At 70.8% G+C, this 17,238-nt stretch carries 14 protein-coding genes; 5 read left to right on the plus strand and 9 right to left on the minus strand.

Annotation, left to right across the window (positions count from 1 at the left end; translation table 11 throughout):
- Nucleotides 1–55 precede the first annotated feature (55 nt).
- Together OG371_RS00635 and OG371_RS00640 are read right to left on the minus strand one after the other, a co-directional pair.
- Nucleotides 56–1,624, minus strand: coding sequence for an AMP-binding protein (locus tag OG371_RS00635; RefSeq protein WP_329064402.1), 1,569 nt, complete (start codon nt 1,622–1,624; stop codon nt 56–58).
- A gap of 56 nt (nt 1,625–1,680) precedes the next feature.
- Entirely contained in the window at nt 1,681–2,226 is a 546-nt protein-coding gene (locus tag OG371_RS00640) for a TetR/AcrR family transcriptional regulator (RefSeq protein WP_329064404.1), read from the minus strand.
- Nucleotides 2,227–2,337: 111 nt separating this feature from the next.
- Between OG371_RS00640 and OG371_RS00645 the strand changes: the two genes are divergently transcribed.
- A complete protein-coding gene (locus tag OG371_RS00645) occupies nt 2,338–3,339 on the plus strand; it encodes an NADP-dependent oxidoreductase (protein WP_329064406.1) in 1,002 nt (333 codons plus the stop codon).
- A 74-nt stretch (nt 3,340–3,413) separates the two neighbouring features.
- Here OG371_RS00645 and OG371_RS00650 read toward each other — a convergent pair whose 3' ends face one another.
- Both OG371_RS00650 and OG371_RS00655 read right to left on the minus strand, forming a co-directional pair.
- Nucleotides 3,414–4,880, minus strand: a complete 1,467-nt coding sequence (locus OG371_RS00650) for a sulfatase family protein (protein ID WP_329064408.1) — start codon at nt 4,878–4,880, stop codon at nt 3,414–3,416.
- A 114-nt stretch (nt 4,881–4,994) separates the two neighbouring features.
- The gene (locus OG371_RS00655) at nt 4,995–7,865 is read right to left on the minus strand and encodes an RICIN domain-containing protein (RefSeq protein ID WP_329064410.1); all 2,871 of its coding nucleotides are present in this window, start codon (nt 7,863–7,865) and stop codon (nt 4,995–4,997) included.
- A 162-nt stretch (nt 7,866–8,027) separates the two neighbouring features.
- Between OG371_RS00655 and OG371_RS00660 the strand changes: the two genes are divergently transcribed.
- A complete protein-coding gene (locus OG371_RS00660; protein WP_329064412.1) occupies nt 8,028–9,401 on the plus strand; it encodes a M4 family metallopeptidase in 1,374 nt (457 codons plus the stop codon).
- 42 nt (nt 9,402–9,443) lie between these two features.
- On the opposite strand, the gene OG371_RS00665 is transcribed toward OG371_RS00660, so the two are convergent.
- Both OG371_RS00665 and OG371_RS00670 read right to left on the minus strand, forming a co-directional pair.
- Nucleotides 9,444–10,217: a maleylpyruvate isomerase family mycothiol-dependent enzyme gene (locus OG371_RS00665; protein WP_329064415.1), complete on the minus strand. Its 774-nt coding sequence runs from the start codon at nt 10,215–10,217 to the stop codon at nt 9,444–9,446.
- A 46-nt stretch (nt 10,218–10,263) separates the two neighbouring features.
- Entirely contained in the window at nt 10,264–11,283 is a 1,020-nt protein-coding gene (locus OG371_RS00670) for a methyltransferase (RefSeq protein WP_329064417.1), read from the minus strand.
- Between the two features lie 207 nt (nt 11,284–11,490).
- Here OG371_RS00670 and OG371_RS00675 point away from each other — a divergent pair, with 207 nt between their 5' ends.
- A complete protein-coding gene (locus tag OG371_RS00675) occupies nt 11,491–11,883 on the plus strand; it encodes a cysteine/serine endopeptidase inhibitor (protein ID WP_329064419.1) in 393 nt (130 codons plus the stop codon).
- Between the two features lie 9 nt (nt 11,884–11,892).
- Here OG371_RS00675 and OG371_RS00680 read toward each other — a convergent pair whose 3' ends face one another.
- Both OG371_RS00680 and OG371_RS00685 read right to left on the minus strand, forming a co-directional pair.
- Entirely contained in the window at nt 11,893–13,119 is a 1,227-nt protein-coding gene (locus OG371_RS00680; protein WP_329064420.1) for a LuxR C-terminal-related transcriptional regulator, read from the minus strand.
- Between the two features lie 366 nt (nt 13,120–13,485).
- Nucleotides 13,486–14,823, minus strand: coding sequence for a helix-turn-helix transcriptional regulator (locus OG371_RS00685; RefSeq protein WP_329064422.1), 1,338 nt, complete (start codon nt 14,821–14,823; stop codon nt 13,486–13,488).
- Nucleotides 14,824–15,048: 225 nt separating this feature from the next.
- Here OG371_RS00685 and OG371_RS00690 point away from each other — a divergent pair, with 225 nt between their 5' ends.
- Together OG371_RS00690 and OG371_RS00695 are read left to right on the plus strand one after the other, a co-directional pair.
- Nucleotides 15,049–15,798, plus strand: a complete 750-nt coding sequence (locus OG371_RS00690; protein WP_329064423.1) for a thaumatin family protein — start codon at nt 15,049–15,051, stop codon at nt 15,796–15,798.
- Between the two features lie 38 nt (nt 15,799–15,836).
- A complete protein-coding gene (locus OG371_RS00695; RefSeq protein ID WP_329064426.1) occupies nt 15,837–16,667 on the plus strand; it encodes a hypothetical protein in 831 nt (276 codons plus the stop codon).
- Between the two features lie 40 nt (nt 16,668–16,707).
- Here OG371_RS00695 and OG371_RS00700 read toward each other — a convergent pair whose 3' ends face one another.
- On the minus strand, nt 16,708–17,205 hold the full coding sequence (locus tag OG371_RS00700; protein WP_329064429.1) for a hypothetical protein: 498 nt from the start codon (nt 17,203–17,205) through the stop codon (nt 16,708–16,710).
- Nucleotides 17,206–17,238 lie beyond the last annotated feature (33 nt).

The following is a 17,238-nucleotide window of genomic DNA, read 5'->3' on the forward strand; positions in this document are numbered from 1 at the left end:
CCACGGGTCGCCGGATCCAGCCGTAGAGTCCATCGCCGCGAGCGGGCGGGCCGTATCAGCCGGCGGCCAGGAATTCGTCGCGTAGCGCGTGCTTGCGGACCTTGCCGGAGCCGGTCATCGGGAACTCCGTGACGAACCGCCACACCCGCGGTGTCTTGTGCGGCGCCAGAATCCCGCGGACGTGGTCGAACAGCTCGGCCTCGTCGGCCGCGGCGCCGGGCACGAGGCGGACGAACGCCGCGACCTGCTCGCCCCACTCGGGATCGGGCACACCGACGACCGCGGCCGCGTCGATCGCCGGGTGCGTGAGCAGCGCGTGCTCGACCTCCTGGGGGTAGATGTTCTCGCCGCCCCGGATGATCATGTCCTTGATCCGCCCCTCGATGCGCAGGTAACCGCGCTCGTCCCGGCGGCCGAGGTCGCCGGTGTGCAGCCAGCCGTCCGCGTCGATGGCCGCCGCGGTCTGCTCGGGCAGGCCGAGGTAGCCCGTCATCACGTGGTAGCCGCGGGTGCGCACCTCGCCGATCCGGCCCGGCGGGCAGGACTCCCCCGTCGACGGGTCGACGATGTCCACCTCGCAGGCGGGCAGCGGGAGCCCGACCGTGGTGGCGCGGTCCTCCGGGCTGTCGTCCGGGGTGGTCATGGTGATGCCCGGGGACGCCTCCGTCTGCGCGTAGACGGTGCTCATCGGCACGCCCAGCGTGGCCTCGACGCGCCGGACCAGCTCGGGTGGGACCAGCGCGCCGCCGGAGAGGGCGTACCGAACCGACGACAGGTCGGTGGCGGCGAAATCCGGGTGGCCGAGCATGGCGAGGATCATCGTGGGCACGCCGCCGAACACGGCGCTGCGCTCGGACTCCATCACGTGCAGCTGCAGCGCCGGGTCGAACCAGGGCATGAGCACCTGCGTGCCCAGGGTGGCGATCGGTGCCAGCGTCGCCAGCACGCAACCGGCGGTGTGGAACAACGGCATCGGGTTGACAAACGCCTCGCCGGGCTGCATCGCGAGCTTCCGGGCATAGGAGAGGCGCGCGTTGTTGGTGAGGCCCCGGTGGTGCAGCACGGCGCCTTTCGGCGTGCCGGTGGTGCCGGACGTGTACTGGACCTGCGCGGCGTCGTCCGGGCTGACGACGGGCAGCTTCTGGCCGGCCGAGCCGGAGTCGCGGAAGGCGCGCCAGTCCTCGAACAGCACGGTCTCCCGCAGGTGCGGCAGGTCGGGGCGGAGGTGCTCGACGAGTTCGGCCATCCGGCTGCCGCGGTATTCGCGCACCAGGAACAGGCCGGTGGCCTGGGAGTTGCCCAGCACGTGCCGCAGCTCCTGCTCGCGCAACGCCGGGTTGACCGTCACGAGCGTGACCCCGGCGAGGGCGGCGGCCAGTTCGAGCAGGACCCATTCGGGAATGTTGTTGGCCCACACGGCAATCCGCTCACCGGGCTCGAAGCGGCCCAGCAGCGCCTTGGCCGCGCGCTCGGCCTCGTCCAGCAACTCGCCGTACGTCCACCTCCGGCGCGCGTCCGCCTCAGCGACCCCTTCCACCAACGCGGGCGCGGCGGGTGCCTGTTCGGCGGCGGCGCGGAGCAGGTCGCCGACGGTCTCTTCACGCACCAGTTCCGAACGGGACATGACCGCTCCTTCCCTTTGGGCGGAGCATAACCGCGATTCTTGTGGGGTCGGTGTTGTCACGCCACCAGGATCGCGCTCACCACCACGTCGAAGAGGTGCTCCGCACGGGCCTCCAACCCCGGCTGGTCACCGAGCCAAGCCAACGACGAAGCCAACGCGAACAAGTCAGCACCATCCAGGTCCGCCCGCGCCACGTTCTCAGCCTGAGCCCGGGTCAGCAGCCGAGTCCCAGCCGCGCGCATCGCGACGCAGGAGGTGTGCAGCGCGGACTCCGGGTCCTCGATCGCGCGGACCATCGACGTCACCACCCCGCGGTAGTTCGTCGTGTACGTGACGAAATCGCGTAGCCACAACCGCAGCGCGTCCGGCGCCGAGCTGGAGGTCTCGACCTCCGCGGCCCGTGCGGTCAGCTCGTCGAAGCTCGTGCGGAGCAACGCTTCGAGCAGGGACTCCCGCGTCGGGAAGTGGCGGAGCAGGGTGGCCAAGCCGACCCCGGCCTGGCGGGCGATGTCGCGCATCGACGCGTCCGCGCCCTGGTCGGCGAGGACGGCGCCGGCCACCTCCAGCAGGCGGTCGTGGTTGGCGCGGGCGTCCGCCCTCATCGGCCCTCCTTGAACAAACGGATCACTGACCCGTATTATCGGATCAGTGATCCGGAAAAACGGATCTCTGGTTCACTTAGGTTACCCCGTTGCCAGACGCAGGAGAGCATCGTGCCGACACAGACCATGAAGGCGATCCGGCTGCACGAGTTCGGCGGCCCCGAAGTGCTGCGCCACGAGGAAGTGCCGGTGCCCGCGCCGGGGCCGGGCGAAGTGCTCATCCGCGTGCACGCGATCGGCCTCAACCCGCCCGACTGGTATGCCCGCGAGGGCATGCCCGACGTCCCGGCCGAGCTGAAGCCCCCGATGACCCTCCCCCTGATCCCGGGGACCGACGTCTCCGGCGTCGTCGAGACCGGAGACGGCTTCGAGCCCGGAGACGAGGTGTTCGGCCTGCTGCGCTTCCCCACCGCGCTCCAGGCCGGCGCGTACGCCGAGTACGTCACCGCGCCCGCGTCCGACCTCGCCCTCAAGCCCGCCGGCGTCGGCCACGCGCACGCCGCCGCGCTGGCCATGTCGGGGCTGACCGCGTGGCAGTTCCTGATCGACCTCGGGCACGACCACCCGTCACCGTTCCAGGCCGCCCAGCACCGCCCGATCCCCCTCGGCCCGGGGACCACGGTCCTGGTCAACGGCGCGGCCGGCGGCGTCGGGCACCTCGCCCTGCAACTGGCCAAATGGCAGGGCGCGCGCGTGATCGCCGTGGCCTCCGGCGCCCACGAGGACTTCCTGCGCGAACTCGGCGCCGACGAGTTCATCGACTACACGAAGGACCGGCCCGAAGAGCTCGCGCGCGACCTCGACCTGGTCCTGGACACCGTCGGCGGCCCGCACAGCCGTCGTTTCCTGCCGGCCGTCAAACGCGGCGGATCCCTTTACCCCGTGTACTTCGGCGAGTTCGACGACGAGGAGAACGCGAAGCTGGGCGTCACGGTCACCGCCGCCCAGGTCCGCTCGGACGGCGCCCAGCTCGCCGAACTCGGGCGCCTGCTGGCGGACGGCACGATCCGCGTGGCGATCGACAGCACCTTCCCGCTCCAGGACGCCCGGGCGGCGCACGAGCGAGCTGCGCGGGGCCACATCCGGGGCAAGATCGTGCTGACCGTCCCCTGAACACTGAACCGCTCGTGAGTGTTTATGCCGGTTAGAACCGGCATAAACACTCACGAGCGATTACCTGCGGGCCTTCAGTGCCGGCAGGCGGCCGCCCCGTGGCAGGAAGTCATGGCCTGCAACGTTTCGTGCAGTTTCTTCGCGGTGTCCGGCGGCAGCTGGGCCACGGTGTTGTGCAGCTCCTGCGGGTCCGTGCTGCGGTCGTAGTACTCCTTGGTGCCGTCGGCGTACTCGACGTAGGTGTACGTGGTGCTGCGGATCGCCTCGTACGTGGTCGGGTTGCCGCTGTTCTTCCCCGGTTTGTCCGGGTCGGCCGGGTCGAAGTCCGGGCCGTGGTGCTCGACCAGCCCGACCGTGCGCCACGCCGGCGGGGTGGTCCCGTTCAGCAGCGGCACCAAGCTTTCGCCGTCCACCGCCGCGGGCGTCGCGGCGCCGGCCAGCGCCTCGAAGGTCGGTCGCAGATCGATGTTCTCCACCGGGCTGGCCACCGTCGCCCCGGCCTTGACGCCGGGCCCGGTGACCACCAGCGGCACGTGCACGTCGGTGTCGTACGCGGTCTGCTTGCCGGGGGTGAGCCGGTACTCACCCATGTGGTAGCCGTTGTCCGAGGTGAACACGATGTCGGTGGCCCCGCGCACGCCGGCCTGGTCCAGCGCGGACTCCACCGTGCCGATCATCTTGTCCACCGACTGCACAGCCTGCGCCCGCTTGCGGAACGCCTTGTTGATGGCCGCCTTTTCCTTGTCGGTCAACGGAGTCCGCGACGCGAGCCACGGCGGCGGCGAGGACGGCAGGGTGTCGAACGCGGGCCCGCGCGGCGCGGTGAGGCCGGGGAACGCACCGGCGTCGCGCGGCGCCGGGGTGTACGGGGCGTGTGGCGCGAAGGTGGCCAGCTCGATCGCGAACGGTGTGTGCGCGCTCGCCGAGCTGGTCACGAACTGCGCGGCCTTGCCGGCCATCACGTCGACCAGGTAGTCGCTCGGGGTCTTGCCGTAGTGCTTGACCGTGCCGTTTTCGTTGAGGTCGTAATTGAACTCGGGGTACCCGTTGCCGGCGACGTCCCACTCGTTCCAGCCCGGCGGCACGCCGTCGCTCTTCGGGTTGTAGCCGTTCAGGTACTTGCCCATCATCGCCGTGCGGTATCCGGCCTGCTGCAACGAGGTCGCGTAGGTCGACTTGTCGTCGCCTTTGCCGTGGAAGGCGCCGTAGCCGCCGTCGGCGCCGCTATTGGTGAACACCCCGGTGTCGTGCGGCAGCATCCCGGTGAACAGCGACGACCGCGACGGGCAGCACAGCGAGTCGGTGACCGTGTAATTGCTGAACGACGTGCCGGTCTTGGCCATCTCCTGCACGTGCGGCAGGTACGGCAGCAGGTTCATCGACAGGTCGTCGGTGAGCACGAGGACGAGGTTCGGCTTGCTGCCCGCGGTTCCGGCGACGGTGGACTGGGCAGTGGCCGAACCGCCGGTCGAGCAAGCGGCGGTCGAAGCCACTGCCACCGCCAGTACCGCGGTCAGGAGGAGACGGACGCGAGAGGACATGCGGTCAAGCTAACGGTGCCACCACAGAGCCCGGTCAGCGTTGTGTTCGGGCTCGGTAAAGACTCGTGAGTGGCAATGACGGTTCTAACCGGCATAAACACTCACGAGCCTTTCCTAGCGCAGCCGCCACAGGTGGTCCGCGGTGCCGCTGTCCGCGAACTGGACCACCTGCGCACTGTCCGCTTTGGACATCTGATCCACGCTGAGCACCTTGCCCGAGTTCCGGTTCATGATCCGGAACCAGCCGCTGCCGTCGTCGAGCAGGCGCCACTGGTGATCGGCCGTGCCGTTGTCGGAGAACTGGACGACCTGCGCGCTGTCCGCCGTGGACATCCGGTCCACGCCCAGCACCTTGCCCGAGTTGACGTTGCGGATCAGCAGCCAGCCGTCCGCAGTGGACTCGAACGTCCACAGGTGATCGGCTGTGCCGCTGTCCGCGAATTGGACGACGCGGGCGCTGTCGGCCGTCGACATCTGGTCGACGCCCAGCACCTTCGCCGAGTTCCGGTTCTCGATCCGCACCTGGCCGTTCGCCACCAGCTGCCAGAGGTGGTCGGCGGTCCCGTTGTCCGCGAACTGCACCACCTGCGCACTGTCCGCCGTGGACATCTGGTCTACGCCCAGCACCTTGCCGGAGTTGCGGTTCTTCAGCCGCCACCAGCCGTCGCCGTTGTCCATCAGCTGCCACAGATGGTCGGCAGTGCCGGTGTCGGCGAACTGGACCACCTGCGCACTGTCCGAAGTGGCCATTCGATCCACCCCGATCACCTTGCCCGAGTTGACATTGCGGATCCGGTACCAGCCGTCGCCGTTCGCGACCAGGTGCCAGAGGTGGTCGGCGGTCCCGTTGTCGGCGAACTGGACGACCCGCGCACTGTCCGCCGTGGACATCCGGTCCACGCCCAGCACCTTGCCGGAGTTGCGGTTCATGATCCGGAACGCCGCCCCGCCGCCGCCCGGCGACCACGGGTGCCCGTCCGGCGAGGCCGTCGGGAAGGACGTGATGCGCAGCCGAGCGGCACCCATCGGGATCAGCGTGACCGACTCGACCTCAGCCACACTGAGCGCCGGCGACGCCTGCAGCGTGGTCACGACGTCCTGGTCGTCCGCGGTCCACTCGGCGATCTTCCGCGCGGGCGCGGTGATCTTCACCGGCACCGCGTCCGGGGTGAACGGGTTGGCAGGCAAGGGACCGCCCGACGCAGCGAACGTCATCGCCGACGCCGCGGTCCCCGGGTCGACGGCCAGCCCGTAGTTCCACGGCGTGGTCGCGTGCACCGCGTACTCCGGGAACTGCGCGCTCCCGCCGAGCGATTCGTACTGCTCCCCGATCTCCAGCGAGTACGTCAGCGGGCCGTGGTCGACCGAAAGGGAGTCGTGGTTCGCGCTCCAGGTCCGCACGGAAGTCTGCTGCGGCAGGGTCAGCTTCACGACGTCGCCGTTGCGCCAGGTCCGGTCGACTTTCGCGAACGCGGGCCCGGCCGGCACCGTCACCGGCGCGCCCGCCACCGTGACCTGCGGCGCCGCACACCAGGCCGGAATCCGGAGGTACAGCGGGAAAGCCAGGTCCTTCGGTGTCTGGACGGTCAGGGTGATCTGCTCCGAGAACGGATAGGTCGTGTCCTCGGCGATGGTCACTGAAGTGCCGTCGGCGACCTTCGCCGTGACGCTGCTGGCCGCGTACATCGCCGCCGCGAGCCCGTTGTCCGGGGTGGCCAGCCAGAGTTCCTCGGTGAAGTACGGCCAGCCCATGCCGTAGTTGTGCGGGCAGCAGCGGTACTGGTCGACGGCGGGCAGGTAGGCCTGCATCGCGAAGCCGTTCTGGAACTGGCCCTCGGTCTTGACCACGTCGTCGAGGTCGATGCTGTTCGCGCTGGTGATGTAGTGCACCGCGCGCCCGGCGGGATCGAGTGCGGCGGGCAGCAAGTTGAACGCGAGGTCTTCGCAGCGGTCGGCCCACACCGGGTCGCCGGTCAGCCGCGTCAGCAATTGGTGGCTGGCCATGAATTCGACGATCCCGCAGGTTTCGAAGCCCTGCCGCGGGTCGCCGAAGCCGGGCCGCGCGTTCTCGTCCCCGGCGAACCCGCCGCCGGCGAACTGCCCGTACGTCCCCATGATCGTGGCGTAGTCCTGATAACTCGCCTGCACCAGCGACGCGTCACCGGAGCGCAGCGAGTACTGCGCGGGCTCGCGGAAACCCTGGGCCACGTTGACGTTGTGCAGGGTCGGCAGGTTCCCGACCCAGTCCGCGCCGTAGCGGTGGATCTTGTCGGCGAGGTCGAGCAGGAACGCGTCGCCGGTGCGGTTGAACAGCCAGAACACGCTGTCCAGGCCGTCGCCCCAGCGCACGTACAGCCAGTCCGCCTCGAACGCGTCCTGGCCCTGCGCGTTCATGTACTGCAGGAACCGCGTCAGGAACGAGACGATCCGCGCGTCGCCGGAGTACTCCTCCCAGGACCGCAGCGCCTGCATCATCGGCAGGTACGGCCAGAAGTGCGGGCCGCCCCGGAACTTGGTGCGCAGCTCCGTCGGGCCGAAGAAGCCGTCGGACTGCTGGGTGGCCAGGACCGCGTCGACCCAGCGGTGCGCGGTGGCCAGCGCGGTGGCGTCCCCGGTCACGGCGGCGAGGTCGAGGTAACCGCGCAGCCAGTAGGGCACCTCCTCCCAGCCCCCGTATTCGGGGTGCACCCAGCCGTTGGTGTCGAAGTTCAGGAAGTGCGACGTCTCGGGGTAGTGCCCGCAGAGCCCGTCGAGCTGCAGTTGCAGTTGCCCGGCGAGCCAGCCGCGAGCGGTGACGGCGCCGGGCGGGAGCTTGAGGAACGCGGTGGGTTGCAGCGGCGCGGCATTCGGCGTGTACAGCCCGCCTCGCGCTGGGGCGACTGTCTGGCGGAGGGCCGTGGCCCCGGCGGAAATGGGCCTGACGGTCGCTCCGGCCAGCAGAGTCGCAACGGCTCCGGTGACGAAGTGTCTACGGTTCAGCGGCACGGGGACCGGCCTCCACTCGTCATTACAACGTTGTAAAAATATAACTACCCGGTGCGGGTGGTCGTGCACAACCGCCGTTCGTCCTAGCCGGTGGCGGCCGGCCCGCCCGGATTCCGCGTCTGGCAGGATTTGCCGGGTTCGGGGAGAAACAGGGGGATTGTCATGCGGTGGATCAGGCTGGCCGCGGCGGCTGGGGCCGTCGGGATCGTGGCGGGCGCGACGCCGGCCGCGGCGGCGGTGGACGGCACGGGCCACGGGTACCACGCCGGGACGGTGGCGCTGAGCACGAGCCAGCGGACCGACGGCACGTTCGAACTGCTCGACGGGCAGCGCGGGGGCGGCGAAACGCGGTTCTTCCCGAAGAATCCCGCGTCCAGCCCGCCGACCCGGGAGACCAGCGAGCCCATCACCTCGCCCGGAAACACTTGGGGCGACGGGAAAGCCGGCACTCTGGAGACGACGGCCGTCGACGTGCACTACGGCCTCGGCGAGGCCTGGGACTACTTCAAGACCGTGCACGGCCGCGAGGGCGTCCGGGGCGACGGCAAGGGCATCGTCACGTACCTCTACCGGGACACCTTTCCCGGCTCGTCGTTCAGCAGCACCTGCTCCTGCCTGAGGTTCGCTTTCGGCGACACGATCCGGCCGGCGACCGACCTGCAGACCGTCGGGCACGAGTTCACCCACGCGGTCACCGCGTCGACCGCGAAGCTGGCCAACGACGGTGAGCCGGCCGCCCTCAACGAGGCGACCAGCGACATCTTCGGCGTCCTGATCAGGTTCTACGCGCAGAACCCGGCCGACCCCGCGGACTACGTGATCCCGGACGGGTCCGAGGACGCCCAGGCGCCCGAGAAACCGTTGCGCTACATGGACGATCCGGCCAAGGACGGCAAGTCGCCGTCGTGCTGGTCCCCCGGTCTCAAGGACCTCGACGAGCACTACGGCTCGGGCGTCGGCAACAAGTTCTTCTTCACCCTGGCCGTCGGCAGCGGCAAGTCCGCCTGGGGCGACAGCCCGACCTGCGGCGACGCGCCCGCGGTGACCGGCATCGGCAACGACAAGGCCGCCCGGATCTGGTACCGCGCGCTGACCACCGTGATGGTGTCGAACACCAACTACTCCGGCGCGCGGCAGGCGACCCTGCGCGCGGCCGCCGACCTCTACGGCGAGGGCAGCAGCGAGCAGTCCTCGGTCCAGGCTGCCTGGCTGGCCGTCGGGGTCGACGGCTCGGACCCGATCCCGCCCGTGCCGCCGGTGCCGCAGGACCCGGTGGTCACCGCGCCGCTGCCGGACCTGATCCAGGTCGGCACGCCGCTGCAGGTGCAGGTGCCGGCGACCGACCCGCAGGACGACCCGCTGACCTTCACCGCGGCCAACCTCCCGCCGGGCCTGACGATCAGCCCGAGCGGGCTGGTCTCCGGCACCCCGACGACCGCCGGTTACTACGTGATCACCGTGACCGCGACCGATCCGGCCGGGCACGCCGGGAGCGACCGTTCCATCTGGAAGGTCGAGCCGGCAGCGCGCGGCTGAGCTGGGTCACTAAAAGCCGAACCCAGCCGCGCGCCGGCTGGATCAGTAGCCGGGGAACACCTTCCGCAGGTCGTCCAGGGTCAGGTTGCCCTCGGCGGTGACGCCCTGGTCGTACGGGGCCTTGAGGCGGCCGCTGACCAGGCGGACGAACGCCTCCGCCGAGCCGTTGAACGTCGCGGACGGCGCGTCGAGGTGGTCGACGACGGTGACCGCGTCGTCGATCACCAGGCCGCCGCCGGGGATCGCGAGCGAGACCGGGTCGGCGAGCTCGGCCGGCTTGGCGAAGAAGCCCAGCATGAAGCCGAGCGGCCCGGTCAGGTGCTCGACGAGCACCGCGGCCGACTCGGCATCGACCCCGGCGTCCGGTTCGAAGGCCACCCGCACGTCCCACGAGTGGTTGGCGACCTCGTTGAGCCGCATGGCCACCGCGGTCAGCAGCGGGACCGGCTCCGGCAGGAAACCGAGGTCGACGCTCAACGACGAGCGCTGCTCGGGCGTGAGGGCCTCGACGGTTTCGAGCCAGCGGGCGTTGTGCTCCAGGAACCCCTCGGCCTGCGCGCGCGGCGAAGACGCGTCCCAGCGGGCCCAGATGGTCTGGTTGTCCTCGGCGGCCACGGTCTCGCCGGCGGCCCGGGCGATCGGCGCGAGGCCGATCTCCGCGCCGCTGCCGAGGTGGGAAAGGGCCTGGGCGACGGTCCAGTCCGAGGCGCCGCTGGTGGTGGCCAGCTGCTCGTCGGTGAGGGTGCGGACCAGGCCGGCCAGCGTGTCGTGCTCGGAGCGGAGTGCGGTGATCGTGCGGTCCACGAGTTGGCTCATGCCACGCTCAACTCCCCGCGGGGCGTGTGTGTTCCGCCGGCCGCCGTCACGGGGCGACCGACTCGAAAATCACCAGCGGGGTCGACGTGGCCACCACCCGTTCGACGGCGAAACCCGCCTCGGCGAGCAACGCCCGGTACTCGCTCCCGGTGCGTTCCTTTCCCCCGAGCAGGCTCACCATGACCAGGTCCATGTGCTTGGCCGGATGGGGCTCGTCCCCCTCGGGCACGGCCTGCTCGACGACGATCAGCCGGGCGCCGGCCGGGGCCGCGGCCCGGACCGACCGCAGGATCCGCAGCGCTTCCTCGTCGCTCCAATCGTGCAGGATCCAGCTCAGCACATAGATGTCCGCGGACGGGACCTCGTCGAAGAAGTTGCCGGCGACCGTCTCGACGCGGTCGGCCAGCCCGGCGGCGGCGAGCACCGCACGCGCGGACTCGACGACGCCGGGGAGGTCGAAGACGATGCCCCGCCGGTCGGGCCGATCGTCCAAACGCAGCAGTTCCGTGAGGACAGTGCCGTCGCCGCCGCCGAGGTCGGCGATCAGCTCGCCGTCCGGAAGCCGGTAGCCGTCGAAGGTCCCGGCCCGCAGCGTCCGGGAGAACACGGCCATCGCCCGGCCGAAGAGCGCGGCCATGGCCGGATCGGTGGCGACCTGGTCGAAGTACGGCTTCCCGAAGTACTTCAGCGCCGCGGACTCCCCGGTCTTCAGGGTGTGCCCGAGTTCGGCGACGGCCCGGTAGTGCAGGTGCATCCCGCCCACCGCGATGCCGTGCAGGGACTGCGGGTGGCTCTCGGAGAGCGTCGCGCCGAGCGCGGTGACCGCCACCTTGTCGCCCTCGGTCCGGAAGACACCGTGCGGCGTGACGGAGCGGATCAGCCGGGCGAGCACGCCGGCGTCGGACCCGGTGCGCTCGGCCAGCGCCGCGACCGTCTGAGGTCCCTCCTCGTCCAGGATCGTCGCGATCCCCGCTTCGGCGAGCACGAACAACGCCTGGGACAGCAGGAAACCGTCCAGCAGCTGCGCCATCACCACGGTGGGCGGCTGGACCTCTTCGTCGGACATGGTGGTGCCTTCCTGCTTGGAGCCGTTGATCTTCCAGCTTGCCCCCGAGACCGCGCGGGGCCGGGCCCGGGTTCCCTGTGGCCCGGCCGCAACGCGTGCCGCCGCCCGTTGCGGCCGTCCCACAGCCGGGGCCGTCCTCCGTTGCGCCCGGCCAGGCCGCGCCGGACGCTGAGGCCGAACTGCCTCCTGCGAAAGGCTGGTCCCCCCATGAAAACCCTGCTGAAGGCCGCCGGCGCGGTCGCTTCCGCGGCCGCTCTCACCGTCTCCATCGGAGGGATCGCCGGCGCGAGCCCCGCCACCAGCGGCAGCGCCACGTACTACACCGACGCGGGTTACGGGGCCTGCGGAACGCAGATCAACGCGAGCACGGACATGCTGGTCGCCGCCCCGGCCGCGCTCTGGACCACGCCAAACCCGAACAACGACCCGTTGTGCGCCCAGTCGATCCGGGTCACCTACAACGGCACAACGATCACCGTGCCGATCAAGGACAAATGCCCCACCTGCGATCCCGGCAAGATCGACCTCAGCCTGCCCGCCTTCCAGCAGCTGGCCGACCCGAACCTCGGGATCATCCAGCTGGACTGGGAAATCCAGTAGCCCGGCCGGTCAGGGCAGCGGCACGGGCAGCGTGGCCAGCTCGCGCCGGCCGGCCACGCCGAGCTTGCGGTAGACGCTCGAGAGGTGGAACTCCACCGTCCGCACGGTGAGGAACTGCTGCTCGGCGATGCTGCGGTTGCTCAGCCCGGACCGGGCCAGCTCCGCGATCTTGCGCTGCTGCCCGGTCAGCCGGTCGCCGGCCTGGCGGGTCAGCCGGTGCAACGCGGCTTCCGCGCGCTCGGCCCAGGCCGCGTAACCCGCCTTGCGCGCGAGATCCCGTACTTCGCCGAACATCGCGGCGGCCTGCGGGCACTGCCGCTCGGCGCTGAGGAAGTGCGCCAGGTCGTAACGCGCGCGGAGCAGGTCTTCCGTGGCCGGGCCCTGGGCGAGCAGGTCCGCGGCTTCGCGGGCCTCGCCGGAAGTCCGGCTCCCCACCACGGCGTGCGCGTGGATCGCGACGCTGAGCGTGCGCGGATCCGGCCACCGTCGGGCCAGTCTCAGCTCACGGTCGGCGAGCACCGAGGCCAGCCGGTGCCGTCCGGACGCGTGGGCGCACAACGCGGCCCGCGACCGCCACGGGACGACGGCCGGATTCCGCACCCCGCGCTCGGTGAGCAGCCGGCCGCATTCGAGGAACGCCGTCCTGGCCACGTCGTGGCGTTCGGCCGCCAGCTCCAGTTCCCCCAGCGCGGCAAGGAGTTCGGCCTTGTCCTCGCTGGGGGGCTCGCCGCAGACGTGGTCGAGTATCCGGCGGTACGCCGTGTCGAGGTCGCCCCGGCTGACGTGCGCGGACGTCGACCACGCCACGAGCAGATCACGCAGCCGCGGTCCGCGTTCGAGGGCCTGGTCCAGGATTTCCGCCGCCGTGGCGGGATCACCCTGCAGCCAGGCCAGCCGGCCCCGCAACGCGAAAGCGAACTCCCCCAGGGCTTCCGCGCTTTCAGTGGCCAGCACCCGGTCGCAGTGTTCCCCGGCGAGGTCGGTCTCCCCGGCGTGCACGAGCGCCATCGCGGCGTACCAGAACGACAGCACGTCGTGCCGGCCCGGCGAGCGCAGCACGAAAACGGCCTCGCGGATCACCTGGTCCCGGTTCTCGCCGTTGTTGGCCATCGCGATCGCGCGCAGCGCATGGTCGCGTTCGGGCGGCTCCGCGGCCGAGGCCCGCACGGCGGCAGCGCCACCCGGCGCGTACGGCAGCCCGGCGCCCGATGGCTGTTCCCTCCCCGTCGACGACAAGAGATGCTCCTCTGCCCTCACTGGCGGCCAAGGTTTCACCGTCATCCCGCCGATGATGGTGCCGGTTAACCGGCGGACCGGCGTCACCTGGGGAAGAACTCCGCCGGCGCCCGCGGAAAACGTGCTCACCCAAGTGGCCCAGCGACGGGTCCGGCTTCGGCTCATCGCGAGGCCGTGACCAGGGCGTTCATCCCGCTCACGACGGCGGGATCCGACCATCGATGTCACTCGTTCGCGTGAGGGCGGCCGAGAGTAATCCGGGCACGGAAATTGCCCGGAAATCGGTTGTTTTCCGCCCGGATCCGGGCATGCGCGGCTATTCGAAAGCTTATCCCAGGTGGACCGGAAATAGTGGGCCGCGGCCGGTCAGCCGGCCGGCAGCCATTCCGGGTCGAGCAGGTGGAAACGGAGTTCGTCGCGGCCCCGCACGCCGAGCTTGCGGTAGACCTGCGAAAGGTGGAACTCGACCGTGCGCACGGCGAGGAACTGCTGGGCCGCGATGTCCTGGTTGCGGAAGTTGGCCAGGGCGAGAAAGGCGACCTTGAGCTCGGTCGGGGTCAGCGCCGGGCCGGGCCGCGGATCGAGCCCGCGCAACGCTTCCTCGGCCCGCGCCGCGCGATGCCGGTTCCCCGTGCCGTGGAATCCCGCGGCCGCCTTGGTGAACTGCACGCGGGCGAACGCGCGCTGTCCGGTCCGCAGCAGCCGGCGGCCGAGCTCGTACCGTGCCTCGCCCGCCTCGATCGCCGCTTCGCCGACTTCCAGCAGCTCGGCGGCCTCGCCGAGCAAGTCGATCTCGTGCCCGTCGCCGGCCAGCAGCGCGACGCCGGCCAGCGCCTCCCCCACCACCCGGGGCTCACCCCAGGCCAGCGCGGCCTCGTGCTCCTCGCGGGCCAGCTCCGCCGCCAGTTCCGCGTCACCACCGGCCCGCGCGCACCACGCCGCGCGCCGCCGCCACGGGGACACCGCAGGATTGACCACGCCCTGCGCGGCGAACTGCCGCCCGGCGGCCAGGTGATCGGCCAGCGCGGCCCGGAAATTCCCAGCGGCCATGGCCAGCAGTCCACGGGCGCATCGCAGCTCCGGAGTGTTGCGGATGTCGCTGCTGTGTTCGGTGAGCGGGGCGCCTGCTTCGGCCGGTTGACCACGGCCGACCCTGCAAACATCGCTGCCATGTTCGGCAAGCAACGCGCTCGCCTCCGCCTGTTCACCACGGCCGACCACGCGAACATCCCTGCCATGTTCGGCAAGCAGTGCGCTCGCCTCAGCCGGTTGACCGCGGCTGACCAGCAGTTCGACGGTTTCGGCCACGATCACCGGCCGCAGGGCCGGGTCGATCGGCCGCCCGCGTAGGTGCTCGTACAGCTCCCCCGCGGTGTCCAGATCACCGCGCCACCGGGCGGTGCGGGCGCGGATGAGCGTGCCCCGGTCGAGCAGGTCGTCCTGCCCGTCGCTGTGGCCGAGCCGGGCGGCTGCGCGGTCGGCGGTGGTCAGTTCCCCGGCCAGTACCAGGGTGGTCAGCGCGTCGAGGGCGCAGCCGGGGCGCCGGGCACAGCCGGGGTCGGCCAGTGCCAGCTCGGCCTCCTGCACCGCGCCCGCCGGGTCCGTTCCGGCGCGGGCGAGCACGATCGCCCGCCGCGCCGGGCAGGAGCCGGGCGGCGGTATGGCCGGACCGGCTTTCCCGGCCCGCGAAAGACGCGACGACACAGCGGAAACACCCCCGGTGGGACGGGGAGAAGGTCCGCGGAGCCCGCGCACCGTTTCCGAGAATGGGGATCGCCGCCGGATTCGTCAATACTCGTGGCGATACCTGACCGGTTGTCTGTCTCGCCGGGGTTCGCCGGAAATGTGCGGCCGGACCGTAAAGACGGATCCCGCCGCCGCGGCGACACTTTTGTGCATATCCCGGTCCCGGACACGCCAGGAGCAGCGATGCACAGAGCCCTCTTCCCGGTGCTGGCCGCCCTCGCGGCCGCCTCGCTGATGACCGCCGGTTCGGCCGGCGTGACGGCGGCCGCCGCGGACGGTCCCACCGTCACCTTCGTCAACCAGAGCGGCGAAACGCTCTGGATCGGCAGCACCGTCAACGCCGACGGCTCGGAGAACCTGACCGGGCTGCCGGTCCTCGAGGACGGTCAGCAGGCCACGGTCACCGTGCCGGCTTCGGCCCAGCACTGGCGGGGCAAGTTCTTCGGCCGGCAGGGCTGCACCGGCGATTCCGGCAGCTCGTTCCACTGCGCGATCGGCGACTGCGGGCCGGACGCCGGCGGGTGCACCACCGGTGAGCAGCCGGCGAGCCTGGCCGAGTTCAACTTCGACCCGCAGGACCAGCTGGCCCCATGGTACGACGTGAGCTACGTGAACGCGGTGTCCCTGCCCATCACGATCGATCCCGCGGGCGCCGGCGCCCGCTCGCCGAGCGCGGAATGCGAGCCCGTCGGCTGCCCGGACCCGCTGCTCCAGTACTGCCCGCCGGAGAACCTGACCACGGACGGCAACGGCAATCCGGTCCTGTGCACCAACCCGAACCGCGACGCCAAGACCCCGTACAGCGACGCGATCTCCAGCCACTGCCCGAAGGCGTACGCATGGTCCAAACAGGACACCGAGGGCGGCAACCAGACCGTCCGGCAGTGCCGCGGCTGCAGCGGCTTCACGGTGACCTTCCACCACGGCGCCTGACCCGGCCCGTTGGTGCGCAACAAGGAAGGCGGTAGTTCATGATCAAGCGAAACCACGCGACGGTGTTCGGGGCCGCGACGGTGCTCGCCGCCGCACTGGCCGCAGGTGCGCCGGCAGCGACCGCCGCGTCCGGTCCGGTGGCGCATTCGACCGTGTGCGATGGCGACGGCACCGGCGGGAAACGCGTCCAGCCGCTCTACGTGCACAGCACGGACCAGCCGGACCGGCACGACGAGCTGGTCGAGCAGTTCCGCACCTTCGCCGACCAGATCGACGACGACTTCGTCGAGGCGGCCGGGCGGCTCGGCGGCGGCACCCGGCACGTCCGGTTCACCACCGACGCCGGCTGCCGCGCCACTGTGGACGACGTGGCGATCGATCCGTCCGCAATGGACACCGTGGACACGATCACCGACGCGATCAAGGCGCAGGGCTACGACCACGCCGACCGCAAATACCTGGTCTGGTACGACAAGGACGGCTGTGGCCTGGCCTTCGGCAACGGCGGCGACGACCGCCCCGGCGCCGACAACCCGTACAACGCGGGCCCGCACTACGCGACGATCGGCACCGGCTGCTGGTCGTGGGAGGCCAGCGGGCACGAGCTGCTGCACACCCTCGGCGCGGTCCAGTCCAGCGCCCCGCACGCCACCAGCAACGGCCACTGCTGGGACGACGAGGACATCATGTGCTACGACGACGGCGGTATCCCCAACCCGCCGGGCGGCCTGGTGAAAGTCTGCGAAGGCGCGCCCGAGAACCAAATCGACTGCAACGGCGACGACTACTTCAACACCAACCCGGCGCCGGACAACTACCTGGCTACACACTGGAACGTGGCGAACAGCGAGTACCTGATCCAGCAGTAGCCCGGTCCTTTGTGGACTATTCGATCCGGCGAGGTGCCGGTCAGTAGGCCGGGATCTCCGGATAGGACTGGTGGCAGATAAAGGAGCTCGTGACCAGGTAGCCGCCGCCGTCGGTCCGGCTGCACATCGCCAGCGTGCCGAGGCACCAGCCACCGTTGTAGTCGACCAGGTAGAGCGCGTACCGCACGTTCGGGTCCGCCGGGTCCGTCACGCGGGCGAAGTCGAGCTTGTCGGTCAGGTGGTCCTCGCTGTCGAGCACGTAGGAACCCGCGTCGTAAACCGGATCGCTGCGCGGCGGATCGGACGGCCCCGGTGTGCACTGGTAGCCACGCAACTCGTCCCCCGGCGGCTCCGCCATCGTCTCGACGACCGCCTCCGCGAGGCTGTGCCCGTCCGTCGGCCGCGATGCCGGCCGCAGGACCAGGAACGCCGCGACCCCGGCCGCGATCAGCACGACCCCGCCGAGCGCGAACCACCGCCACCGCGCCCACCGCGGCCGCCTCGGCTCCGGGGCCGGCGGCCCCACCAAATCCGTCATGCGGAGCACATTACCGACGGCTCCGGGGAGGGG

The sequence above is a fragment of the Amycolatopsis sp. NBC_01480 genome (genome assembly GCF_036227205.1).
Taxonomy (GTDB): Bacteria; Actinomycetota; Actinomycetes; order Mycobacteriales; family Pseudonocardiaceae; genus Amycolatopsis.